14 protein-coding genes are annotated in these 18144 nt (G+C 71.1%); 6 read left to right on the forward strand and 8 right to left on the reverse strand.

Annotated elements, in window-relative coordinates:
- Positions 1–260: 260 nt before the first annotated feature.
- The 4 genes from phoH2 to IF00_RS0121850 all read left to right on the forward strand — a co-directional run bounded on the left by phoH2 (position 261) and on the right by IF00_RS0121850 (position 4982).
- Positions 261–1586: an RNA 5'-3' helicase PhoH2 gene (gene phoH2 / locus IF00_RS0121835; protein ID WP_030320537.1), complete on the forward strand. Its 1326-nt coding sequence runs from the start codon at positions 261–263 to the stop codon at positions 1584–1586.
- Between the two features lie 376 nt (positions 1587–1962).
- Positions 1963–2673 carry an aggregation-promoting factor C-terminal-like domain-containing protein gene (locus tag IF00_RS0121840; RefSeq protein WP_030320539.1) on the forward strand — a complete coding sequence of 237 codons (711 nt, stop codon included), beginning with the start codon at positions 1963–1965 and terminating at the stop codon, positions 2671–2673.
- Positions 2674–2811: 138 nt separating this feature from the next.
- Positions 2812–4314, forward strand: coding sequence for an AI-2E family transporter (locus IF00_RS0121845; RefSeq protein ID WP_030320541.1), 1503 nt, complete (start codon positions 2812–2814; stop codon positions 4312–4314).
- Complete coding sequence (locus IF00_RS0121850; protein ID WP_030320544.1) at positions 4311–4982, forward strand: hypothetical protein; 672 nt, start codon at positions 4311–4313, stop codon at positions 4980–4982. Before IF00_RS0121845 ends, IF00_RS0121850 begins: the two co-directional genes overlap by 4 nt.
- A gap of 54 nt (positions 4983–5036) precedes the next feature.
- Here IF00_RS0121850 and IF00_RS0121855 read toward each other — a convergent pair whose 3' ends face one another.
- Both IF00_RS0121855 and IF00_RS0121860 read right to left on the reverse strand, forming a co-directional pair.
- Entirely contained in the window at positions 5037–5570 is a 534-nt protein-coding gene (locus IF00_RS0121855) for an alkyl hydroperoxide reductase (protein WP_030320545.1), read from the reverse strand.
- 6 nt (positions 5571–5576) lie between these two features.
- Positions 5577–6131 carry a peroxiredoxin gene (locus IF00_RS0121860; RefSeq protein WP_024758658.1) on the reverse strand — a complete coding sequence of 185 codons (555 nt, stop codon included), beginning with the start codon at positions 6129–6131 and terminating at the stop codon, positions 5577–5579.
- A 150-nt stretch (positions 6132–6281) separates the two neighbouring features.
- Between IF00_RS0121860 and IF00_RS0121865 the strand changes: the two genes are divergently transcribed.
- On the forward strand, positions 6282–7217 hold the full coding sequence (locus tag IF00_RS0121865) for a LysR substrate-binding domain-containing protein (RefSeq protein ID WP_245234605.1): 936 nt from the start codon (positions 6282–6284) through the stop codon (positions 7215–7217).
- Positions 7218–7377: 160 nt separating this feature from the next.
- On the opposite strand, the gene IF00_RS0121870 is transcribed toward IF00_RS0121865, so the two are convergent.
- From IF00_RS0121870 to IF00_RS0121880, 3 genes are read right to left on the reverse strand one after another with little or no spacing between them, the layout of a single operon-like run.
- A complete protein-coding gene (locus tag IF00_RS0121870) occupies positions 7378–9750 on the reverse strand; it encodes an FtsX-like permease family protein (RefSeq protein ID WP_030320549.1) in 2373 nt (790 codons plus the stop codon).
- The gene (locus IF00_RS0121875; RefSeq protein WP_030320551.1) at positions 9747–10430 is read right to left on the reverse strand and encodes an ABC transporter ATP-binding protein; all 684 of its coding nucleotides are present in this window, start codon (positions 10428–10430) and stop codon (positions 9747–9749) included. The genes IF00_RS0121870 and IF00_RS0121875 overlap by 4 nt, the downstream gene beginning before the upstream one ends.
- Positions 10427–10951, reverse strand: a complete 525-nt coding sequence (locus IF00_RS0121880) for a PadR family transcriptional regulator (RefSeq protein ID WP_030320560.1) — start codon at positions 10949–10951, stop codon at positions 10427–10429. Before IF00_RS0121880 ends, IF00_RS0121875 begins: the two co-directional genes overlap by 4 nt.
- 280 nt (positions 10952–11231) lie before the next feature.
- Between IF00_RS0121880 and IF00_RS0121885 the strand changes: the two genes are divergently transcribed.
- A complete protein-coding gene (locus tag IF00_RS0121885; protein WP_030320562.1) occupies positions 11232–13451 on the forward strand; it encodes a transglycosylase domain-containing protein in 2220 nt (739 codons plus the stop codon).
- A gap of 165 nt (positions 13452–13616) precedes the next feature.
- On the opposite strand, the gene IF00_RS0121890 is transcribed toward IF00_RS0121885, so the two are convergent.
- The 3 genes from IF00_RS0121890 to IF00_RS0121900 all read right to left on the reverse strand — a co-directional run bounded on the left by IF00_RS0121890 (position 13617) and on the right by IF00_RS0121900 (position 18040).
- Entirely contained in the window at positions 13617–15581 is a 1965-nt protein-coding gene (locus IF00_RS0121890) for an ATP-binding SpoIIE family protein phosphatase (protein ID WP_030320564.1), read from the reverse strand.
- Between the two features lie 311 nt (positions 15582–15892).
- The gene (fomD, locus tag IF00_RS0121895) at positions 15893–16558 is read right to left on the reverse strand and encodes a cytidylyl-2-hydroxypropylphosphonate hydrolase (RefSeq protein WP_030320566.1); all 666 of its coding nucleotides are present in this window, start codon (positions 16556–16558) and stop codon (positions 15893–15895) included.
- A gap of 72 nt (positions 16559–16630) precedes the next feature.
- A complete protein-coding gene (locus tag IF00_RS0121900) occupies positions 16631–18040 on the reverse strand; it encodes a class II fumarate hydratase (protein ID WP_030320568.1) in 1410 nt (469 codons plus the stop codon).
- Between the last annotated feature and the right edge of the window lie 104 nt (positions 18041–18144).

Genomic DNA, 18144 nt, shown 5'->3' on the forward strand with positions numbered 1-18144 from the left:
TCGTGTTCACGAACACGTCGTCATATGCCATGGCATGGCAGAGCCTGTTCGAGGGCATATCCCTGGTGAAGTGAGCGGCACGGAGACCGCCACCCGGGAGGCCCCTTGCACCAGGACGACCGTGCGGGACACGTACGGGAGAAGCGGAGGGCCGTGGTTCGGCCCGTGCACGGAGGCCCGAACCCGGTCCCATTCCGCAGCGACACCGGTTCCGTCGCACCCCGACCTCACAGGGGTCTTCCGAGGGGGTCTGTCCTTCCGTGGTGACCAGCACGAAGCGCCGCCTTTCCGACCGGCGCACCTATGTTCTCGACACCAGCGTCCTGCTGGCCGACCCCAACGCCATGTCGCGCTTCGAGGAGCACGAGGTAGTGCTCCCGATCGTCGTGGTGACGGAGCTCGAAGCCAAGCGGCACCATCCCGAGCTCGGGTACTTCGCCCGGCAGGCCCTGCGCCTCCTGGACGACTTCCGGGTCCGGTACGGGCGCCTGGACGCCCCGCTCCCCATCGGGGAGCTGGGCGGCACCCTGCGTGTCGAACTCAACCATTCCGACCCCGGCGTACTGCCCGCCGGCTACAGGTTGGGGGACAACGACTCACGGATCCTCGCGGTCGCGCGGAACCTCCAGGCGGAGGGGTACGACGTCACGGTCGTCTCCAAGGACCTGCCGCTGCGCATCAAGGCCTCGTCGGTCGGACTCCTCGCCGAGGAGTACCGCGCCGAGCTGGCCATCACGGACGCCAACGGCTGGACCGGGATGTCGGAGCTGGCGCTCTCCGGTGAGCAGGTGGACCTGCTCTACGACCAGGAGTCGCTGTACGTGCCGGAGGCCGCCGAGCTTCCGGTCCACACGGGCCTGGTGCTCCAGTCCGAGCGGGGCAAGGCGCTCGGCCGGATCACCGCCGAGGGGAACGTACGGCTGGTCCGCGGCGACCGGGAGGCCTTCGGGCTCCGCGGCCGCAGCGCCGAGCAGCGGATCGCGCTGGATCTGCTTCTCGACCCGGACGTCGGCATCATCTCCATGGGCGGCCGGGCCGGCACCGGCAAGTCCGCGCTCGCGCTCTGCGCGGGCCTGGAGGCGGTCCTGGAGCGCCGTCAGCACCAGAAGGTGATGGTCTTCCGTCCGCTGTACGCGGTCGGCGGCCAGGAGCTCGGCTACCTGCCGGGCAGCGAGGCGGAGAAGATGAGCCCGTGGGCTCAGGCCGTCTTCGACACGCTGTCCTCGGTCGCGAGCCGTGAGGTGGTGGAGGAGGTCCTCGGCCGCGGGATGCTGGAGGTCCTGCCGCTCACCCACATCCGTGGCCGTTCGCTCCACGACGCGTTCGTCATCGTGGACGAGGCCCAGTCCCTGGAGCGGAACGTCCTGCTGACCGTTCTGTCCCGAATCGGGGCGAATTCGCGGGTCGTTCTGACCCATGATGTCGCCCAGCGGGACAACCTCAGGGTCGGCCGGTACGACGGAGTCGTCGCCGTGGTCGAGAAACTGAAGGGGCATCCGCTCTTCGCCCATGTCACCCTCACCCGCTCCGAGCGCTCCCAGATCGCGGCGCTCGTGACGGAGATGCTGGAGGACGGTCAGATCTGACCCGATTCGTACGCGTCCGTACCCGTACGGAAGTTGGCGCCGCCCGGCAGAGCGCAGGAGCTTAGCCGGGCGGCGCCCCCATGTCCGCCTTATCTTCGAAAACACCTGCCCCGACCCAGGTGTGAGCTTTCACACGCAACTCAGAATTGCCTTGCGGTATCGCCGTCCGGCAAAGTCTTGCTTCCGTCAGGCCCCGCATACGGCACCCGTGCACCTTCAGGCGCACAAGCACCACATAACTCCACAGCCGTTCGCCGTATGCCGCCCACAGCACCACGGGCCCGTGTCTTCTGTGACCGAGTACGTCGGAGACCAGCGCCAGGGGCACGATTTCGCCCGCGTGGTCACCTGTGCGGGCGTGCTGGAAGGAAACCGTGTGAGCCGGATCTCGGTCCGGGGATTCGCGGTGGCTTCGGCCACTGCGGTCACCACCGTCGGCGCCGTCATGGGCGTTGCGTCGGGTAACGCCGCTCAGTCCTCGGACGACAACTTCGAGGCCACCGCGGCCGACACCACGCTGCTCGCGGACATCCCCGTGGGCGAACAGGCCCAGGTACAGGTCTCGTCCCTCTCGGAGCAGGCCGACGTCCAGGCCGCCGCTGCCGACTCCGTCGCCAAGAAGTCCGCGGAGGAGACGGCTCGTCTCCGCGCCGCCCAGGACGCCGAGGCGAAGAAGGAGGCGGCCGACAAGGCCGCCGCCGAGGAGAAGGCCGAGAAGGAGCGCAAGGAGGCCGAAGAGCGCGCCAGTCGTTCCGCGGTCCGCGACGCCTCGTCCTTCAGCGCGCAGGGCTCGTACTCCGTCGCCGAGGTCAAGGCGATCGCCCGCCAGATGGTCCCGGCCTCCCAGTTCCAGTGCTTCAGCAACATCGTGGACCACGAGTCCACCTGGAACTACAAGGCCGTCAACCCGGGTTCGGGCGCCTACGGTCTCGTCCAGGCGCTCCCGGGCAACAAGATGGCCAGCGCGGGCGCCGACTGGCAGACCAACCCGGCCACCCAGATCAAGTGGGGCCTCAACTACATGAACGACCGCTACGGCAGCCCGTGCGGCGCCTGGTCGTTCTGGCTGTCCCACCGCTGGTACTAGTACGGCGTGCTCAACCTCGGGGAGCCCCTCACCGTCCTACGGTGAGGGGCTTCTTGCGTGTAGTTTCGAATGCCCGCGGTCTCCGGGGGCAACGGTGGGGGAACGGTGGGAAAGAGCGAGCGGGGGATGAGGAAAGCGATGTCGAGAGTGCCAGGGTGGCTGGGACGGCTGGGCGCGAGCCTGAGCCGCATGGGTGAGCGTCTCGACGAGCGCCGGGCCGAGGCGGAGCGTGCGGATCCGCTCGACCCGTCGTACGAGGACCCGCAGGAGCGGCGTCCGGCCGACGCGGCCCCCGCCGCCGAGGGCGTGAACGGAAACGGAGCCGGAGACGGAGTCGCGGCCGGGGCGGTCGCCGTCGCCGTGCCCGCCCGCCCCGCCATGGACCCGGACACCGCCGAGCCCCTCCCGGAGCCGGCCGCCGGCCCGGCCGGCGAACCCGGCCGCTCCGTCCCCGCACCCCCCTCGTACGCACCGGCCGTCGCCGCCCGGCCCGACCCCGCCGCCGCGATCCCGTGGGGCATGCGGGTGGCCGCCGAGGCGAGTTGGCGCCTGCTCGTCTTCGCCGGCACCGTCTGGGTCCTGATGAAGGTCATCAGCTCCGTTCAGCTGGTCGTCCTCGCGTTCGTCGCCGCGCTCCTCATCACCGCCCTGCTCCAGCCCACCGTGGCCATGCTGCGCAGGAAGGGCCTGCCGCGCGGGCTCGCCACCGCCGTCACCGCCGTCTCCGGCTTCGTCGTGATGGGCCTGGTCGGCTGGTTCGTGGTCTGGCAGGTGATGGACAACATCGACAACCTGACCGACCGCGTCAAGGACGGCATCGAGGAGCTCAAGCGCTGGGCCCTCGACAGCCCGTTCCATGTGACCGAGCGCCAGATCAACGACATCGCGAAGAACCTCAGCGACACCATCGGCGCCAACGCCGAGCAGATCACCTCCGTCGGACTGCAGGGCGTCGCCGTCTTCGTCGAGGCGATGACCGGCATCCTGCTCGCCATGTTCTCCACGCTCTTCCTGCTCTACGACGGGAAGAAGGTCTGGGAGTGGACGCTCAAGCTGGTCCCCGCCCAGGCCCGGCCCGGTGTCGCGGGCGCGGGCCCGCGCGCCTGGCGCACCCTCACCGCCTATGTGCGGGGCACGGTGCTCGTCGCCCTCATCGACGCGGTCTTCATCGGCCTCGGACTGTGGTTCCTCGACGTGCCGATGGCCGTACCGCTCGCCGTCTTCATCTTCCTCTTCGCCTTCATCCCGCTGGTCGGAGCGGTCGTCTCCGGCGCCCTCGCGGTCGTCGTCGCCCTTGTCACCAACGGACCGTTCACCGCGCTCATGGTGCTGGTCGTCGTCCTCGCCGTGCAGCAGATCGAGGGCCATGTGCTCCAGCCCTTCATCCTGGGACGCGCGGTACGCGTCCACCCGCTGGCCGTCGTCCTCGCGGTCGCGGCCGGCGGCCTGACCGCCGGCATCGGCGGCGCCGTGGTCGCCGTCCCGCTGGTCGCCGTCGTCAACACCGTGGTCGGTTACCTGCGCGCGTACAGCACGGAGCAGGCGCTGCGCAGCGCGCCGGAACCCCACGGGGCGACCGCCTTCGAGGTGGCTCCGACGCCGGCGCCGGGCTCGCTCACCGCTACGGGGGAGAGCAAGTGATATCGGAACCCGAGTTCGTGGGCACGGTGGAGTTCGACGACCCCGAGGTGCTCACCGAGACCCCGCCGCCCCGTCCGCCCCGCTCGCGGCGACCCTGGCTGTGGGCGCTCGGCGGCGCGGTGCTGGCGTCGGCGGTGTGGGGCGGCGGGCTCTACGCGTACGGACAGAAGAAGGACCCGGGGCCCGATCTGGGCGGGTACAAGCCGGTGGAGGAGTTCTGCAAAGTGGCGGAGCTCAAGGGGCTCGCCGGTGCCCTCGGCAAGCGGATCGACGCCGGATTCGGCCCCTCACTGGACGAACCGGCGATCAGCGAGTCGTCGTGCCAGATCACCTTCGGCTCGGCGGAGGCCGGGCCGAGCGTCTCGGTCACGTACACCCTCCACAAGGTGACCGACCCGGGGCCGGAGTTCGCGGCCCGGACGCAGCAGCACGGTGTCCTGCAGAAGGTCGAAGGGGTCGGCGAGCAGGCGTTCTTCGACGACGAGAGCGGTCAGGGCGGCCGGCTCAGGGTCCTCGACGGCCAGGCCGAGTTCGATTTCCAGGTCTACGCCCAGGGCGGCTACGAGGTGGACGGGAAGCTCATCGAGCCGCCGCCGGTCGATCTCTCCGGCATCGACGTGCCGATGACCCAGGACGCGCTCGCCCTCATGCAGGCGCTCAAGAAGTGACGGAAGGGCCCCGGGGTCGAAACCCCGGGGCCCTTCGTCGTACGGTGTGGCGCCCTATGCGGCGAGGACCGCTTCCGCGTCGAGGGTGACGCCGACCGCCTGGATCACCGCGGCGATCTTGACGGCCTCCTGGATGGTGGCGCGGTCGACACCGGCCTGGCGCAGGACCTGCTCGTGCGAGTCGAGGCACTGGCCGCAGCCGTTGATCGCGGACACCGCCAGCGACCAGAGCTCGAAGTCGACCTTCTCGACGCCCGGGTTGCCGATGACGTTCATCCGCAGACCGGCGCGCATCGTCCCGTACTCGGGGTCCGACAGCAGGTGCCGGGTCCGGTAGAAGACGTTGTTCATCGCCATGATCGCGGCGGCGGACTTGGCCGCCTGGTACGCCTCGGGCTTCAGGTTGGCCTGGGCCTCGGGCTCCAGCTCCTTGAGGACCTTCGGCGAGCGCGAGGCGATCGCGCAGGCGAGGACGGTGCCCCAGAGCTGCTGCTGGGGCAGCTCGCTGTTGCCGATGACCGAACCGAGGTTCAGCTTCAGGTCCTTGGCGAAGTCCGGTATGGCGGACTTCAGTTCGTCGAGAGCCATGTCAGATCACTCGCCCGACAGGAGCGCGGCGGCGTCGAGGGTGCCCTCGCCCTTGTTCCAGTTGCAGGGGCACAGCTCGTCGGTCTGCAGGGCGTCGAGGACCCGCAGGACCTCCTTGGGGTTACGGCCGACGGAGCCGGCGGTCACCATGGTGAACTGGATCTCGTTGTTCGGGTCCACGATGAAGACGGCACGCTGGGCGAAGCCGTCCTCGCCGCGCACGCCGCAGTCGCTCATGAGCTCGTGCTTGGAGTCGGCCAGCATCGGGAAGGGCAGGTCACGCAGGTCGGCGTGGTCCTTGCGCCAGGCGTGGTGCACGAACTCGGAGTCGCCGGAGACGCCGAGGATCTGGGCGTCGCGGTCCGCGAACTCGTCGTTCAGCTTGCCGAACGCGGCGATCTCGGTGGGGCAGACGAAGGTGAAGTCCTTCGGCCAGAAGAACACCACGCGCCACTTGCCCTCGTAGGCCTTGTGGTCGATCTGCTCGAACTCCTTGCCGCTCTCCAGCGACACGCAGGCGGTCAGGTCGTAGGTGGGGAACTTGTCACCGACAGTGAGCACGCGCTCTCCTTGCAAACAGGAAGGGTCCCTTTTGGGGTCTTCCGTGGGGGTTGGACGGCTCACAGCATGGCACGGAGTGCATTGATCAGTGAAATAGCTAGAGTGGGTCGTGTTGATCGAAGGTGGTTATCAGTGATCCCGGCACGACGTGTGAAACAGCCCAGCCTGTCCCAGCTCAGAGCCTTCGCGGCGGTGGCGGAGCATCTGCACTTCCGCGACGCGGCGGCCGCCATCGGCATGAGCCAGCCCGCGCTTTCGGGCGCGGTGTCGGCACTCGAAGAGGCGCTCGGCGTCCAGCTCCTCGAGCGTACGACGAGAAAGGTGCTGCTCTCGCCCGCGGGCGAGCGGCTCGCGGGCCGCGCCCGGGCGGTCCTCGACGCGGTGTCGGAGCTGATGGAGGAGGCGGAGGCGGCCCAGGCCCCGTTCACCGGGGTGCTGCGGCTCGGGGTGATCCCGACGGTCGCGCCGTATCTGCTGCCGACGGTGCTGCGGCTCGTCCACCGGCGCTACCCGGACCTCGACCTCCAGGTCCACGAGGAGCAGACCTCCTCACTCCTGGAGGGGCTCGCCGCCGGGCGGCTCGACCTGCTGCTGCTCGCCGTGCCGCTCGGGGTGCCCGGGGTCACCGAACTGCCCCTCTTCGACGAGGACTTCGTCCTGGTCACCCCGCAGGGACATCCGCTGGCCGGCCGGGACGACATCCCGCGCGAGGCCCTCAAGGAGCTGCGGCTGCTCCTCCTCGACGAGGGGCACTGCCTGCGCGACCAGGCCCTCGACATCTGCCGCGAGGCCGGGCGCACGGACGGAGCCGAGGTCACCACCACCGCGGCGGGGCTCTCCACCCTGGTGCAGCTGGTGGCCGGCGGTCTCGGGGTGACCCTGCTGCCGCGTACCGCCGTCACGGTCGAGACCGCCCGGAACAACGCCCTGTGGACCGGGCTGTTCACCGAACCGGCCCCCGCCCGGCGGATCGCTCTCGCGATGCGGACGGGCGCGGCCCGGCACGCCGAATTCGAGGAACTGGCGGCGGAGTTGCGGGGGGCGATGCGGGGCCTTCCGGTGAGGGTGCTCGACGGGGCCTCCTGAGGCCCGCCGGTACGGGCGGCGGGCGCCGGCTCCCGGGATCCGCCGGTACGGGGGCCGGGCGTCGGCTCCGGATCCGCCGGTACGGGTGAGGGGCGGCGGTTCCCGAGACCCCCCGGTATCAGGAGCCGCCGCCCCTCTCCTCGTACATCCGCCCGGAGGGTTACTCCGTGCGCAGCCCGTCCGCCCGCATCAGGCGCCAGAGGACGGGCATGCTCAGCAGCGTCACGGCCGCGATCAGGCCGAGGCCGATCCCGACGACGGGCAGGGAGACCCACCAGTCCTGGACCTGTTGCCCGCCCATCTTCAGCAGGACGACCCCCAGGCCGGTCCCGCCCGCGACGGCGAGGACCAGACCGAGGACGATCGGCACCGCCGTCTGCCACAGCACCGACCAGCTCAGGGTGGAGCGCCGGGTGCCGAAGGCGACCAGCGAGGAGAGCAGCCGCTTGCGGTCCCTGAGCTGCTCCAGGGTCGTGACCAGCAGTGAGGCCGCCACCAGCAGCATCGTCAGCGTGGAGCCGACCAGGATGCCGGTGCGGACGCTGCCGAACGCGGCGTCCCGCTGGGTGTCGGCGAGCGTGCGGACCCAGGACGTCGGAGAGACGGCCTCCGCCGTGTTCCGTACGAGGTCGGCGGCGTCCGGCACGGCCGGGTCGAGCCGGACCAAGGCCTGCGCGTCGGGTTCGTCGAGCCGGGCGGCGCCGATCGCCGACGGGGTGGCGAGGACGCCGTACTGGTACATGCCGGTCGGGTCGGGGCGGGAGTCCACGACCCGGGCGGTGGCCGGGATGCGCCACTGCGGCAGCGGGCCGCCCTCGGCACGCTTCGGCTCGCTCGGGTGCGGATGCGGGTCGCGCAGGGCGACCATGGCGCCGGGCCGCGCCGCCCTCGTGACGTAGGAGTCGTCCGGGTTGCCCTGCGCGCCGTGCGAGAGGAAGACGAACACGTCGCCGTCCGTGCAGGAGGGCAGCGTGGCGAACTCCGCGAGGGAGGCGCAGTCGCCGATCCGGAGGGAGGTCATCGGGGCGAACTCCTCGCCCTCCTTCAGGGGTCCGGGGCGCCACACATGCGATTCGACGATGCCGGTGACGCCGGTGACGCCCTTCGTGTGCTCGAAGCGGGCGATCATCGCACGGGCCTCGTCTGCGGTCCCGGCGTCGACGCCGACGGCGATCTGGGCCCGGGACACGTCCTGGCCCGTGACCTCGGTGAAGTCGCTCTCCATCGCCTGGAAGAGCATCTGGAGGGCGATCGCGCCCGTCGCCGCGACCACGATGCCGCTGACCGCGCGGGCCGCCGTGCCGCTGCTCAGCTGGAGCCGGCGGACGGCGAGCTGCCAGGCCACCGGGCCGGCGTGCAGCCGCTTCACCCCGGCCTCGACGAGCCACGGCAGCAGCGTGGTCAGGCCGATCAGGGCGAGGGTGATGCCGGTCACCACGCCCACGGTGTCGATGCTCGTCTCGGACACCTGGACCTCGCCCATGAGCGGGACGAGCAGGGCCGCCCCGGCCGCGAGGAGGAGCAGGCGCCACCACAGGCGCCGGCGGCGGGGGGTGGAGGTCCGGACGACCCCGAGCGGCTCGATCACCACACCGCGCAGCGCGAACAGGGTGACCACGACCGAGGAGACCGGGACGGCGAGGAGGGCGAGTGCGGCGAGTGCGGGCATCGGCACGACGTCGGACGGGTAGGCGTTGACGTCCCAGATGGTGAACGCCCCGGCGAACTGCCGGGCCACCGCGAAGAGTCCGAGACCCACGAGCAGGCCGAGCAGCGCGCCCGCTAGGGACTCGCCGGCCGCGATCCGCCGGGTCGTGGCGGTGTCGGCGCCGACGAGGCGGAGCGCCGCGAGACGCCGGTCGCGCTGTTCGCCGCCGAAGCGGACGGCGGTGGCGATGAAGACGAGCACGGGCAGGAGCAGGACGACACAGGCGACGACGACGAGGAGGATCAGGAAGGCGTTCATCGGCTCCTCCGGCACCGACCAGCCGTAGCGCACGCCGCGCCCGTCGAAGTTGTCGGTGGTGAGGAAGCCGACGTGGGCGACGTAGCGCAGGTCGGCGGGGCCGATGAGGCCCTCCGGCCCGATCGTCCCGGCGACCTTGTAGGGGAGGCGATCCTTGAGGAGCGCGCCGTCGGGGGAGTCGAGCAGATCCCGGAGTGCGGGGGAGACCAGCATCTCGCCGCGCGCGGGGAACGCCGCCGCGCCCGGCGGGACCGCCGGGCTTTCGCCCTCCGGTGTGAGCAGCAGGCCACTGATGACGTCGTCCCGGTAGCCGGTGACCCTGCCGAGGTGGAGGAAGGAGTCGGCCCGGGGCGCGGCGACCGTCTCGCTGGCGTCGACGGCGCGGGCGGACTCGCGCACCTCCCGCTGGAAGAGCATGTTCGGCAGGGAGGAGGCGAGCAGCAGCAGGGCCACGCCGAAGCCGACGCCGGTCGCGGTCAGCAGGGTGCGCAGAAGGCCCGACCGGCCTCCGGTGACCGCGAACCGGGCGCCGAGCGCCAGGTCGCGGGTCCAGGTGCGGAGGGTCATGCGGCCCACTCCGCGTCGCGTACGGCTCCGTCGCGTACGACGATCTCGCGGTCCGAGTAGGCGGCGACACGGGCCTCGTGGGTGACGAGGACGACGGCGGCGCCGGTGTCCCGGGAGGCGTCGGTGAGCAGCTGCATGACCCGCTCGCCGTTGAGGGAGTCGAGTGCGCCGGTCGGCTCGTCGGCGAAGATCACCCGCGGGGCGGTGACGAGCGCGCGGGCGACGGCGACGCGCTGGCCCTGGCCGCCGGATATCTCTCCGGGCCGCTTGTGCGCGGTGTCGTCCACCTCCAGGCGGGCCATCCACTCGGCGGCCCGGGCCTCGGCTGCCTTCCGCTTCTCGCCGTTGAGGCGGAGCGGGAGGGCCACGTTCTCGACGCAGGTCAGCTCGGGGACGAGCTGGCCGAACTGGAAGACGAAGCCGAAGTCGGTCCGGCGCAGGGCGCTGCGCGCGGTGTCGGACATCGTGGTCAGTTCGCGTCCGTCGTAGGTGATCGTGCCGGCGTCGGGGCGCACGATTCCGGCCAGGCAGTGCAGCAGGGTCGACTTGCCGGAGCCGGAGGGTCCCATGATGGCGACGACCTCGCCGGCCCGGAGCGCGAAGGAGGCGCGGGCGAGCGCCGTGGTCGCGCCGTAGGCCTTGTCGAGGCCGGTGGCGGTCAGGAGCGGGGTGGAGCTCATCGGCGGATCTCCTCGGCGAGCCGGTCGAGGCGGGCGGCGGTCAGTTCCAGCCAGCGCAGGTCCGCTTCCAGGTGGAAGAGGGCGTGGTCGCAGATGAGCTGGTCGGCGAGGTCGCCGTTCTTCTTGCGGCGGGTGAGCTCGCGCATCAGGCGCAGGTGCTCGGCGCGCTGGGTGTCGAGGAGCTCGGCGGCGCCGCGGCCGGTGAGAAGGGCCAGGACGACCTTGGTGTAGAGCGTCGACTGGAGGTACGGCTCGGGCTTCTCGGGGGTGGTGAGCCACTGGGCGACATCGGTGATGCCCGCCTCGGTGATGGCGTACCGCTTCCGCTCCGGGCCGCCGCCCGCCTCGATGCCGTCGACGACGACGAGGCCGTTCTTCAGGAGCCGGGACATGGTCGAGTAGACCTGGCCGTAGTGCAGCGGCCGGTCGTGGCCGAACTTCTCGTCGAAGGCGCGCTTGAGGTCGTAACCGTGGCGCGGGCCGGACTCCAGGAGTCCCAGGAGGGTGTGACCGATGGACATGCCGGTCACTGTACACGGTGTGTATACATGCGATGTATAGCGTTCGGGCGTGGGGCGGGGGAGATCCCGTCACAAAGCGGAACCGCCCCCTCACGCAACCATCGGCCCCGTCCGGGCGTCGGTTCCTCTGGGTAGGGGTGCTGATTCTCACGTCCTGAAAAGGCGTGATCGGTTGTCCTTTGTCCGCATCGTCGGTGTTAGCTGGCTAGCTGAGCCGATCCGGCGCGGGGACACGGGCCGAGGCACGCCGGGACACACGACGAGCGGAGCGACAGGACACATGGGCCGACCGGACAAGAGCAAGGTGAAGAAACGCGGCCTGCGCCGCTTCTTCTCCTGGAAGAAGCTCCTGGGCACCTTCTTCGTGGTCTGCCTGCTCGCCATGGGCGCCCTGTACGTCGTCTACCTCTTGGTCCCGGTGCCGACGGCCAACGCCGAGGCGACGATGCAGAGCAACATCTACAAGTACGCCGACGGCAAGGTCCTCGCCCGCACCGGCAAGATCAACCGCGAGATCGTCGGCCTCGACAAGATCCCCCTGAAGGTCCAGAAGGCGTTCGTCGCCGCGGAGAACAAGACCTTCTACAGGGACAACGGCGTCGACATCAAGGGCACCACCCGTGCCGCCTGGTCCACCATCACCGGCAAGGGCAAGCAGGGTGGTTCGACCATCACCCAGCAGTACGTCAAGAACTACTACCTGAGCCAGGACCAGACCGCGACGCGCAAGCTCAAGGAAATGGTCATCGCCATCAAGGTCGACCAGCAGTCGAGCAAGAGCGAGATCCTCGCCGGGTACATGAACACCAGCTTCTACGGCCGCAGCGCCTACGGCATACAGGCCGCCGCCCGCTCGTACTACGGAGTCGACGCCACCCAGCTCACCACCGCCCAGGGCGCCTACCTCGCCTCGCTGCTCCAGGCGCCCAACCAGTACGACTGGACCTCCGCGAGCGCCACCGGCCGCAAGCTCGTCGAGGAACGGTGGAACTACGTCCTCGACAACATGGTCGGCGAGGGCTGGCTCCCCGAGTCCGAGCGCGCCGCCATGAAGTTCCCCGTCCCGCAGAAGCCCAAGCCCCTCCCCGGCATGGAGGGCCAGACCGGCTACATCGTCGAGGCCGCCAACCAGGAGCTGGTGCGCCAGGGCGTCAGCGAGGAGGACATCAAGGCCGGCGGCTGGACGATCACCCTCTCCATCGACGCGAAGCGGCAGAAGGACCTCGTCAAGGCCGTCGACCGGCAGCTGGAGGCCAAGCTCGACCGCAAGGGCGACAAGAAGGACGCCACCGTCCAGGCCGGCGCCACCTCCGTCGACCCGAAGACCGGCGAGGTCGTCGCGATGTACGGCGGCGTCGGCGCCACCGAGCACTGGACGTCCAACGCGACGCGCCGCGACTACCAGCCCGCCTCCACCTTCAAGCCGATCGTCCTCGCCTCCGCGCTCGAGAACCGCTCGGTCACCCAGGACGGGCGGGAGATCGGCCTCGGCACGATCTACGACGGCACCAGCAAGCGCAAGGTCGTCGGCAGCGACATCCCCTTCGCGCCGGAGAACGAGGACGACGACGACTACGGCCCCGTCACCGTTCAGAAGGCCACCAACAGCTCCATCAACTCCGTCTACGCGCAGATGATCGTGGACGTCGGCCCCGCCAGGACCAAGGAGACCGCCCTCGCCCTCGGCATGAAGGACGGCGCGGACTTCGGCACGACCCCCGCCATGTCCCTCGGCACCATGGGCGCCTCCACGATGGACATGGCCGGCGTCTACGCCACGCTCGACAACCACGGCAAGAAGGTCACCCCGACCCTCGTGAAGGCCGCCGTGCACAAGGACCGCACGCTCTCCCCCGCCAAGGGGATCGGCGGACAGGTCATCAGCCGCGAGGCCGCCGACACCGTCACCCAGGCCATGACGGGCGTCGTGCGGAACGGTTCCGGCACGCGCGCCGCCGGAGACTACGAGGCCGCGGGCAAGACCGGCACCTCCGAGAACAACCGCTCCGCCTGGTTCGTGGGCTACACCCCCGAACTCGTCACCGCCGTCGCCCTCTTCGGCGAGGACACCAAGGGCAACCAGGTCACCCTCACCGACACCATCAACCGGGGCCGCGCCAACGGCGGCCGTACGCCGGCCCAGATCTGGGGCGACTACACCACCGGCGCCCTCGACGGCGGCTCCGACGCCTCCTTCGACCTGGAGACCGACGGCTCGGCCACCGTCGACCCGGACCCGACGCCCACCGGCAGCACCGAGCCGACGGAGGAGCCGACGACCGAGGAGCCGACGCAGGAGCCGACCACGCGGTCCCCGGGCCCGACGCCGCCGCCGACCTCCACGGCCACCACACCGCCGGAACCGACGCGCGACCCGGCCACCACACCGCCGGAGCCCACGATCGACCCGCCGGTCACCGACGAGCCGTCACCGCCGCCGTCGATCGAGCCGCCGGACCCGGACACCAGCCAGGGCGGCAGCGAGCGGACGCCGCGGTAGCGACACGAAAGGGCCGGACCCCCGGGGGGTCCGGCCCTTCTCGCCGCGTCCACGACGGTGCTGCGTCCACGCGGTGCTGGGTCCACGACTGCGCCGCGTCCGCGACGGCACCGTGTCCACGACCTCCCAGCGCGGCCACGACCGACCTGGCCGAGCGTGACCCGGCTACGACTGACTCGGAGTCGCCAGCTCGAACCAGACCACCTTGCCGCCCGAGAGCCTGGTCGCCCCCCACCGCCGTGCCAGCCGGTTCACCAGGAACAGACCGCGCCCGCCCTCGTCGGTGTCGCGCGCCCGCCGCTGCCGGGGCAGCTGCGGCGAGTCGTCGCCGACCTCGCAGCGCAGCACGTCCGTCCGCAGCAGCCGCAGCGTCACCGGCCGTTCCGCGTACCGCACGGCGTTGGTCACGACCTCGCTGATCAGCAGCTCGACCGAGTCCGTCAGCTCCTCCAGGTCCCAGCGGGCGAGCGCCCGCCGGGCGAGCCGCCGGGCCCGCCCCGGGGCCGCGTCCTCCGGCTCCAGGAACCAGTACGCCACGTCGCTCGGCGCGATGCCGTCGAACCGCGCCGCGAGCAGCGCGATGTCGTCGTCCCGGTCACCGGGACCCAGCATGTCCAGCACGTCGTCGCAGAGCGCCTCCAGGGGCGGCGAGTGGTCCGGCCCGGTCAGCTGCGCCGTCGCCGCGAGGCGCTCCCGCAGCTGCTCGATGCCGGTCCACACGTCCCGCAGCCGGGACTCGACCAGACCGTCCGTGTAGAGCAGCAGCGTGGCACCGGCCGGGGCGTCCAGCTCGACCGCCTCGAAGTCCACGCCGCCGACGCCGATCGGGGCACCCGGGGGCACCCGCAGCACCTCGGCGCGGCCGCCCAGGTGGAGGAGTATCGGTGGGGGATGGCCGGCGTTGGCCACGGTGATCCGGTGCGAGACCGGGTCGTACACCGCGTACATGCAGGTCGCCATCCGGTTCTCGCCGAGCCGCTGCGCCTGCTCGTCCAGGTGGTGCAGGACCTCCTGCGGCGGCAGGTCGAGCCCGGCCAGGGTCTGCGCGGTCGTGCGCAGCTGGCCCATGATCGCCGCCGAGGTCATCGAGTGGCCCATCACGTCGCCGACGACCAGCGCGACCCGGCTGCCGGGCAGCGGGATCGCGTCGTACCAGTCGCCGCCCACCCGGGCCGTCTCGGCCGCCGGCAGATAGCGCGAGGCCAGCTTGACGCCGGTCGGCTGCGGCAGCGAGTCCGGCAGCATCGTCCGCTGCAGCTCGTCCGCGATGTACGCCTCACGGCCGTACAGCACGGCCTTGTCGATGCCGAGCGCGGTGTGCGTGGCCAGCTGCGCCGCGACGAGCAGGTCGTTCGGCTCGAAGCCGGCCCGCTCGGGGCGGCGCAGGAACACGGCGGCGCCGATCACCCGGCGCCGGCCGCGCAGCGGCGCGAGGACGGCCCGCAGCCCGCCGGGCAGCGGATGCTCGGGGCCGAGGAGTTCGGCCAGCGCGGTCTTGGCGGCGGCGGAGTCGCCGAACACCGGCCGCACCCCGCGCAGGACCTCGGCCAGCGCCCCACCGGACCGCACCTCGCAGAGTTCGGCCGCGGGGGTCGGATCCGGATCGGGTACGAGGACGAGCTCCTCGCCCTCCAGATCGCTTAACCGGAGCCGGTCCGTGCGGCGCAGCCGCAACACGAACGGCGCGACCGGCCGCTCGTCGCCCACCGGCAGCGGGTCGCGGAGGTAGACCAGGATCTCGTCGGAGAAGGTCGGCACCGTCGCCCGGCACAGCCCGAGCACGATCTCGTCCAGGTCGATGCCGCGGGCGATGCGCCGCGTCGCCGCCCCGACGAAGCGAAGCTTCTCGCCCTCGCGCCGCGCGACGGTGTCCCCGCCGCGTCCGCCGCCCTGGAGCTGCGCCGACACGGCGACGGCCATGGTTCCCGGGCCGCCGGGGGCCGTGGGCGGCGTGGGCGGGGGCGCGTCCGCGCCCGGGGAGGCGGCGGCCGCCGGGCCCGCCGGCCCGCCCGGCTGTGCGGGCACGTCGGAGGGCAGGCCGGCCGCTGCCTCCTGGCGAGGGCGCGCGCGTTCCTGCGACCGGGCAGCCAGGGGCTGCCGGCCTTCGTGGGAGGTGGGATGCTCCGTCACGCGTGGGATTCCGTCCGTCCGGGCCGGTGGTGCGATGCACTCGCTCTTCTCGCCGATGCCGCGCCTTCGGCGGGGCTAAACCCCTTGTGTGCGGTGGATGTGAAGGCTCCGCGAGCGGCGGCACCAGCGGGGGTCGGAACACCCGGGCAGACGTCCGGCACTGCTCTCCCCCTCGTGGATGACTTCTGGTCAGGTCCTGCGCTGCGTTCGGTCGTTGACGTGCTGCTCGGTCGGTCTGACGTGCCGTTCGGACCGCCTCTGCCGTGCGGAGGACGATCCTACGTTTGAACCCCGGGGGCGCATCAAGGGTCTCACGGTGCCGTGTGGGCCGGAGTGCGGTCCCAGTCGGCCGGCAGCTCCGGAACCCGCCATGCCGGATCGGGCCGCCAGTTCTCCCAGCCGTCCGAGAACGGTGCCCCCCACGCCTTGATGCGGTCCACCGCCCGCTGCCCGGCGCCACGCACGCGTGCGGCCTGTTCCGGACCCATCAGGCCGGACCGCTGCGCCTGCGCGAACTCGTCCTCGTCCCGCCACAGCCAGCTGTGGTCGGGGTAGACGGAGATGTCGAGGAAGTGGTCCTCGGAGTCGAAGCCGCCGGACCAGCGGACCCGCGGCTCCTCCAGGTTCACGTACCAGCTGCGGAAGCGCCAGCCGCGCTCCCAGAACAGCCACACCGACCACGGCTCGCCGGGCCTCGCCAACTTCAGGACGCCGCTGCCGGACCACCGCGCAAGTTCCGTGGTGCGCGGCGCGGTGTAGCGGGTGGCGAGGGGCTCCTCGTGCACGGGTGTGCCGTCGGCGAGCACCGGGCGGACGCATTCCGTGCCGGGCGCCATCCAGACCGCGAGGAGGTCCGGTGTGTCCTGGACGACCGTCACCGGCCGACAGATGTGCACGTCTCCGGTGCCGTTGCCGCGGTAGCGCCAGAGGATGTGCTCCCCCGGCGCCCAATGCTGAGAGCCGCCCGATCCTGTCATGCGCAGATCTTAGGGGCGCGCTCCCACGACCGCAGCGGCATGGATCACGGATGAGTCATACGAGCATGTCCGTCACGGGCGCGTCATCCGCAGCACGTCCAGGGCCTCGTCCAGCTGCTCGACCGTCAGGTCGCCGCGCTCCACGTACCCGGACTCCAGTACCACCTCGCGGATGGTCTTCCGTTCGGCCAGCGACTTCTTCGCGACCTTGGCGGCCTCCTCGTAGCCGATGTACTTGTTCAGCGGGGTGACCACGGACGGCGAGGACTCGGCGTACTCGCGGGCCCGCTCGACGTTGGCCGTGATCCCGTCGACCGTGCGGTCGGCGAGCAGCCGGGATGCGTGGGACAGGAGTCGTACGGACTCCAGGAGGTTCTTGGCCATCACCGGCAGCATCACGTTGAGCTCGAAGTTCCCGGCCGCTCCGGCCACCGCCACCGTGGTGTCGTTTCCGGTCACCTGCGCGGCGACCATGAGGACCGCCTCGGGGATCACCGGGTTCACCTTGCCGGGCATGATCGACGAGCCGGGCTGGAGGTCGGGGAGGTTGATCTCGGCGAGGCCCGTGCGGGGTCCGCTGGCCATCCAGCGCAGATCGTTGGAGATCTTGGTGAGGGAGACCGCGACGGTACGGAGCTGCCCGGACGTCTCCACCAGGGCGTCCCGGGCGCCCTGCGCCTCGAAGTGGTCGCGGGCCTCGGTCAGGGGCAGGCCGGTCGCGCGGGCGACCTCCGTGATGACGGCCGCGGAGAAGCCGGCCGGGGTGTTGATGCCGGTGCCCACCGCCGTACCGCCGAGGGGGAGTTCGGCGAGCCGGGGGAGAGCGGAGCGCAGCCGCTCGACGCCGTACCTGATCTGCGCCGCGTAGCCGCCGAACTCCTGGCCGAGGGTGACCGGGGTGGCGTCCATGAGGTGCGTACGGCCGGACTTCACCACCGACGCGAATTCGGCCGATTTTCGCTCAAGGGAAGCGGCCAGATGGTCGAGGGCGGGGATCAGGTCGCGGGTGACGGCGCCGGTGGCCGCGATGTGGATCGAGGACGGGAAGACGTCGTTGGAGGACTGCGAGGCGTTCACATGGTCGTTGGGGTGGACCTCGCGGCCCTCGGGGAGTCGCTCGGTGGCGAGGGTGGCGATCACCTCGTTGGTGTTCATGTTGGACGAGGTGCCGGAGCCGGTCTGGAAGACGTCCACCGGGAAGTGCTCGTCCCAGCGCCCCTCGGCGACCTCCGCCGCCGCCGAGGCGATGGCCTCGGCGCGGTCCCGGTCGATGACGCCGAGCTCCGCGTTGACCTGGGCGGCGGCGGCCTTGATCCGGGCGAGGGCCTCGATGTGGGCGCGCTCGAGACGCTGCCCGGAGACCGGGAAGTTCTCCACGGCGCGCTGTGTCTGGGCCCGCCACTTGGCGTGTGCGGGGACCCGCACCTCACCCATGGAGTCGTGCTCGATCCGGTAACCGTCGGCCTGGTCCGTGTCGTTCATGTTCCTCAACCTCCTATGAAAGATGAGCACTTGTCTTGTTCGATGTATTCCCATCGGGCGTACCGGCCAGTAAAAACCGTGGGTAACCCCACTTCCAGGAGGCG

The sequence above is a fragment of the Streptomyces flavochromogenes genome, assembly GCF_000717595.1.
Lineage (GTDB): Bacteria > Actinomycetota > Actinomycetes > Streptomycetales > Streptomycetaceae > Streptomyces > Streptomyces flavochromogenes.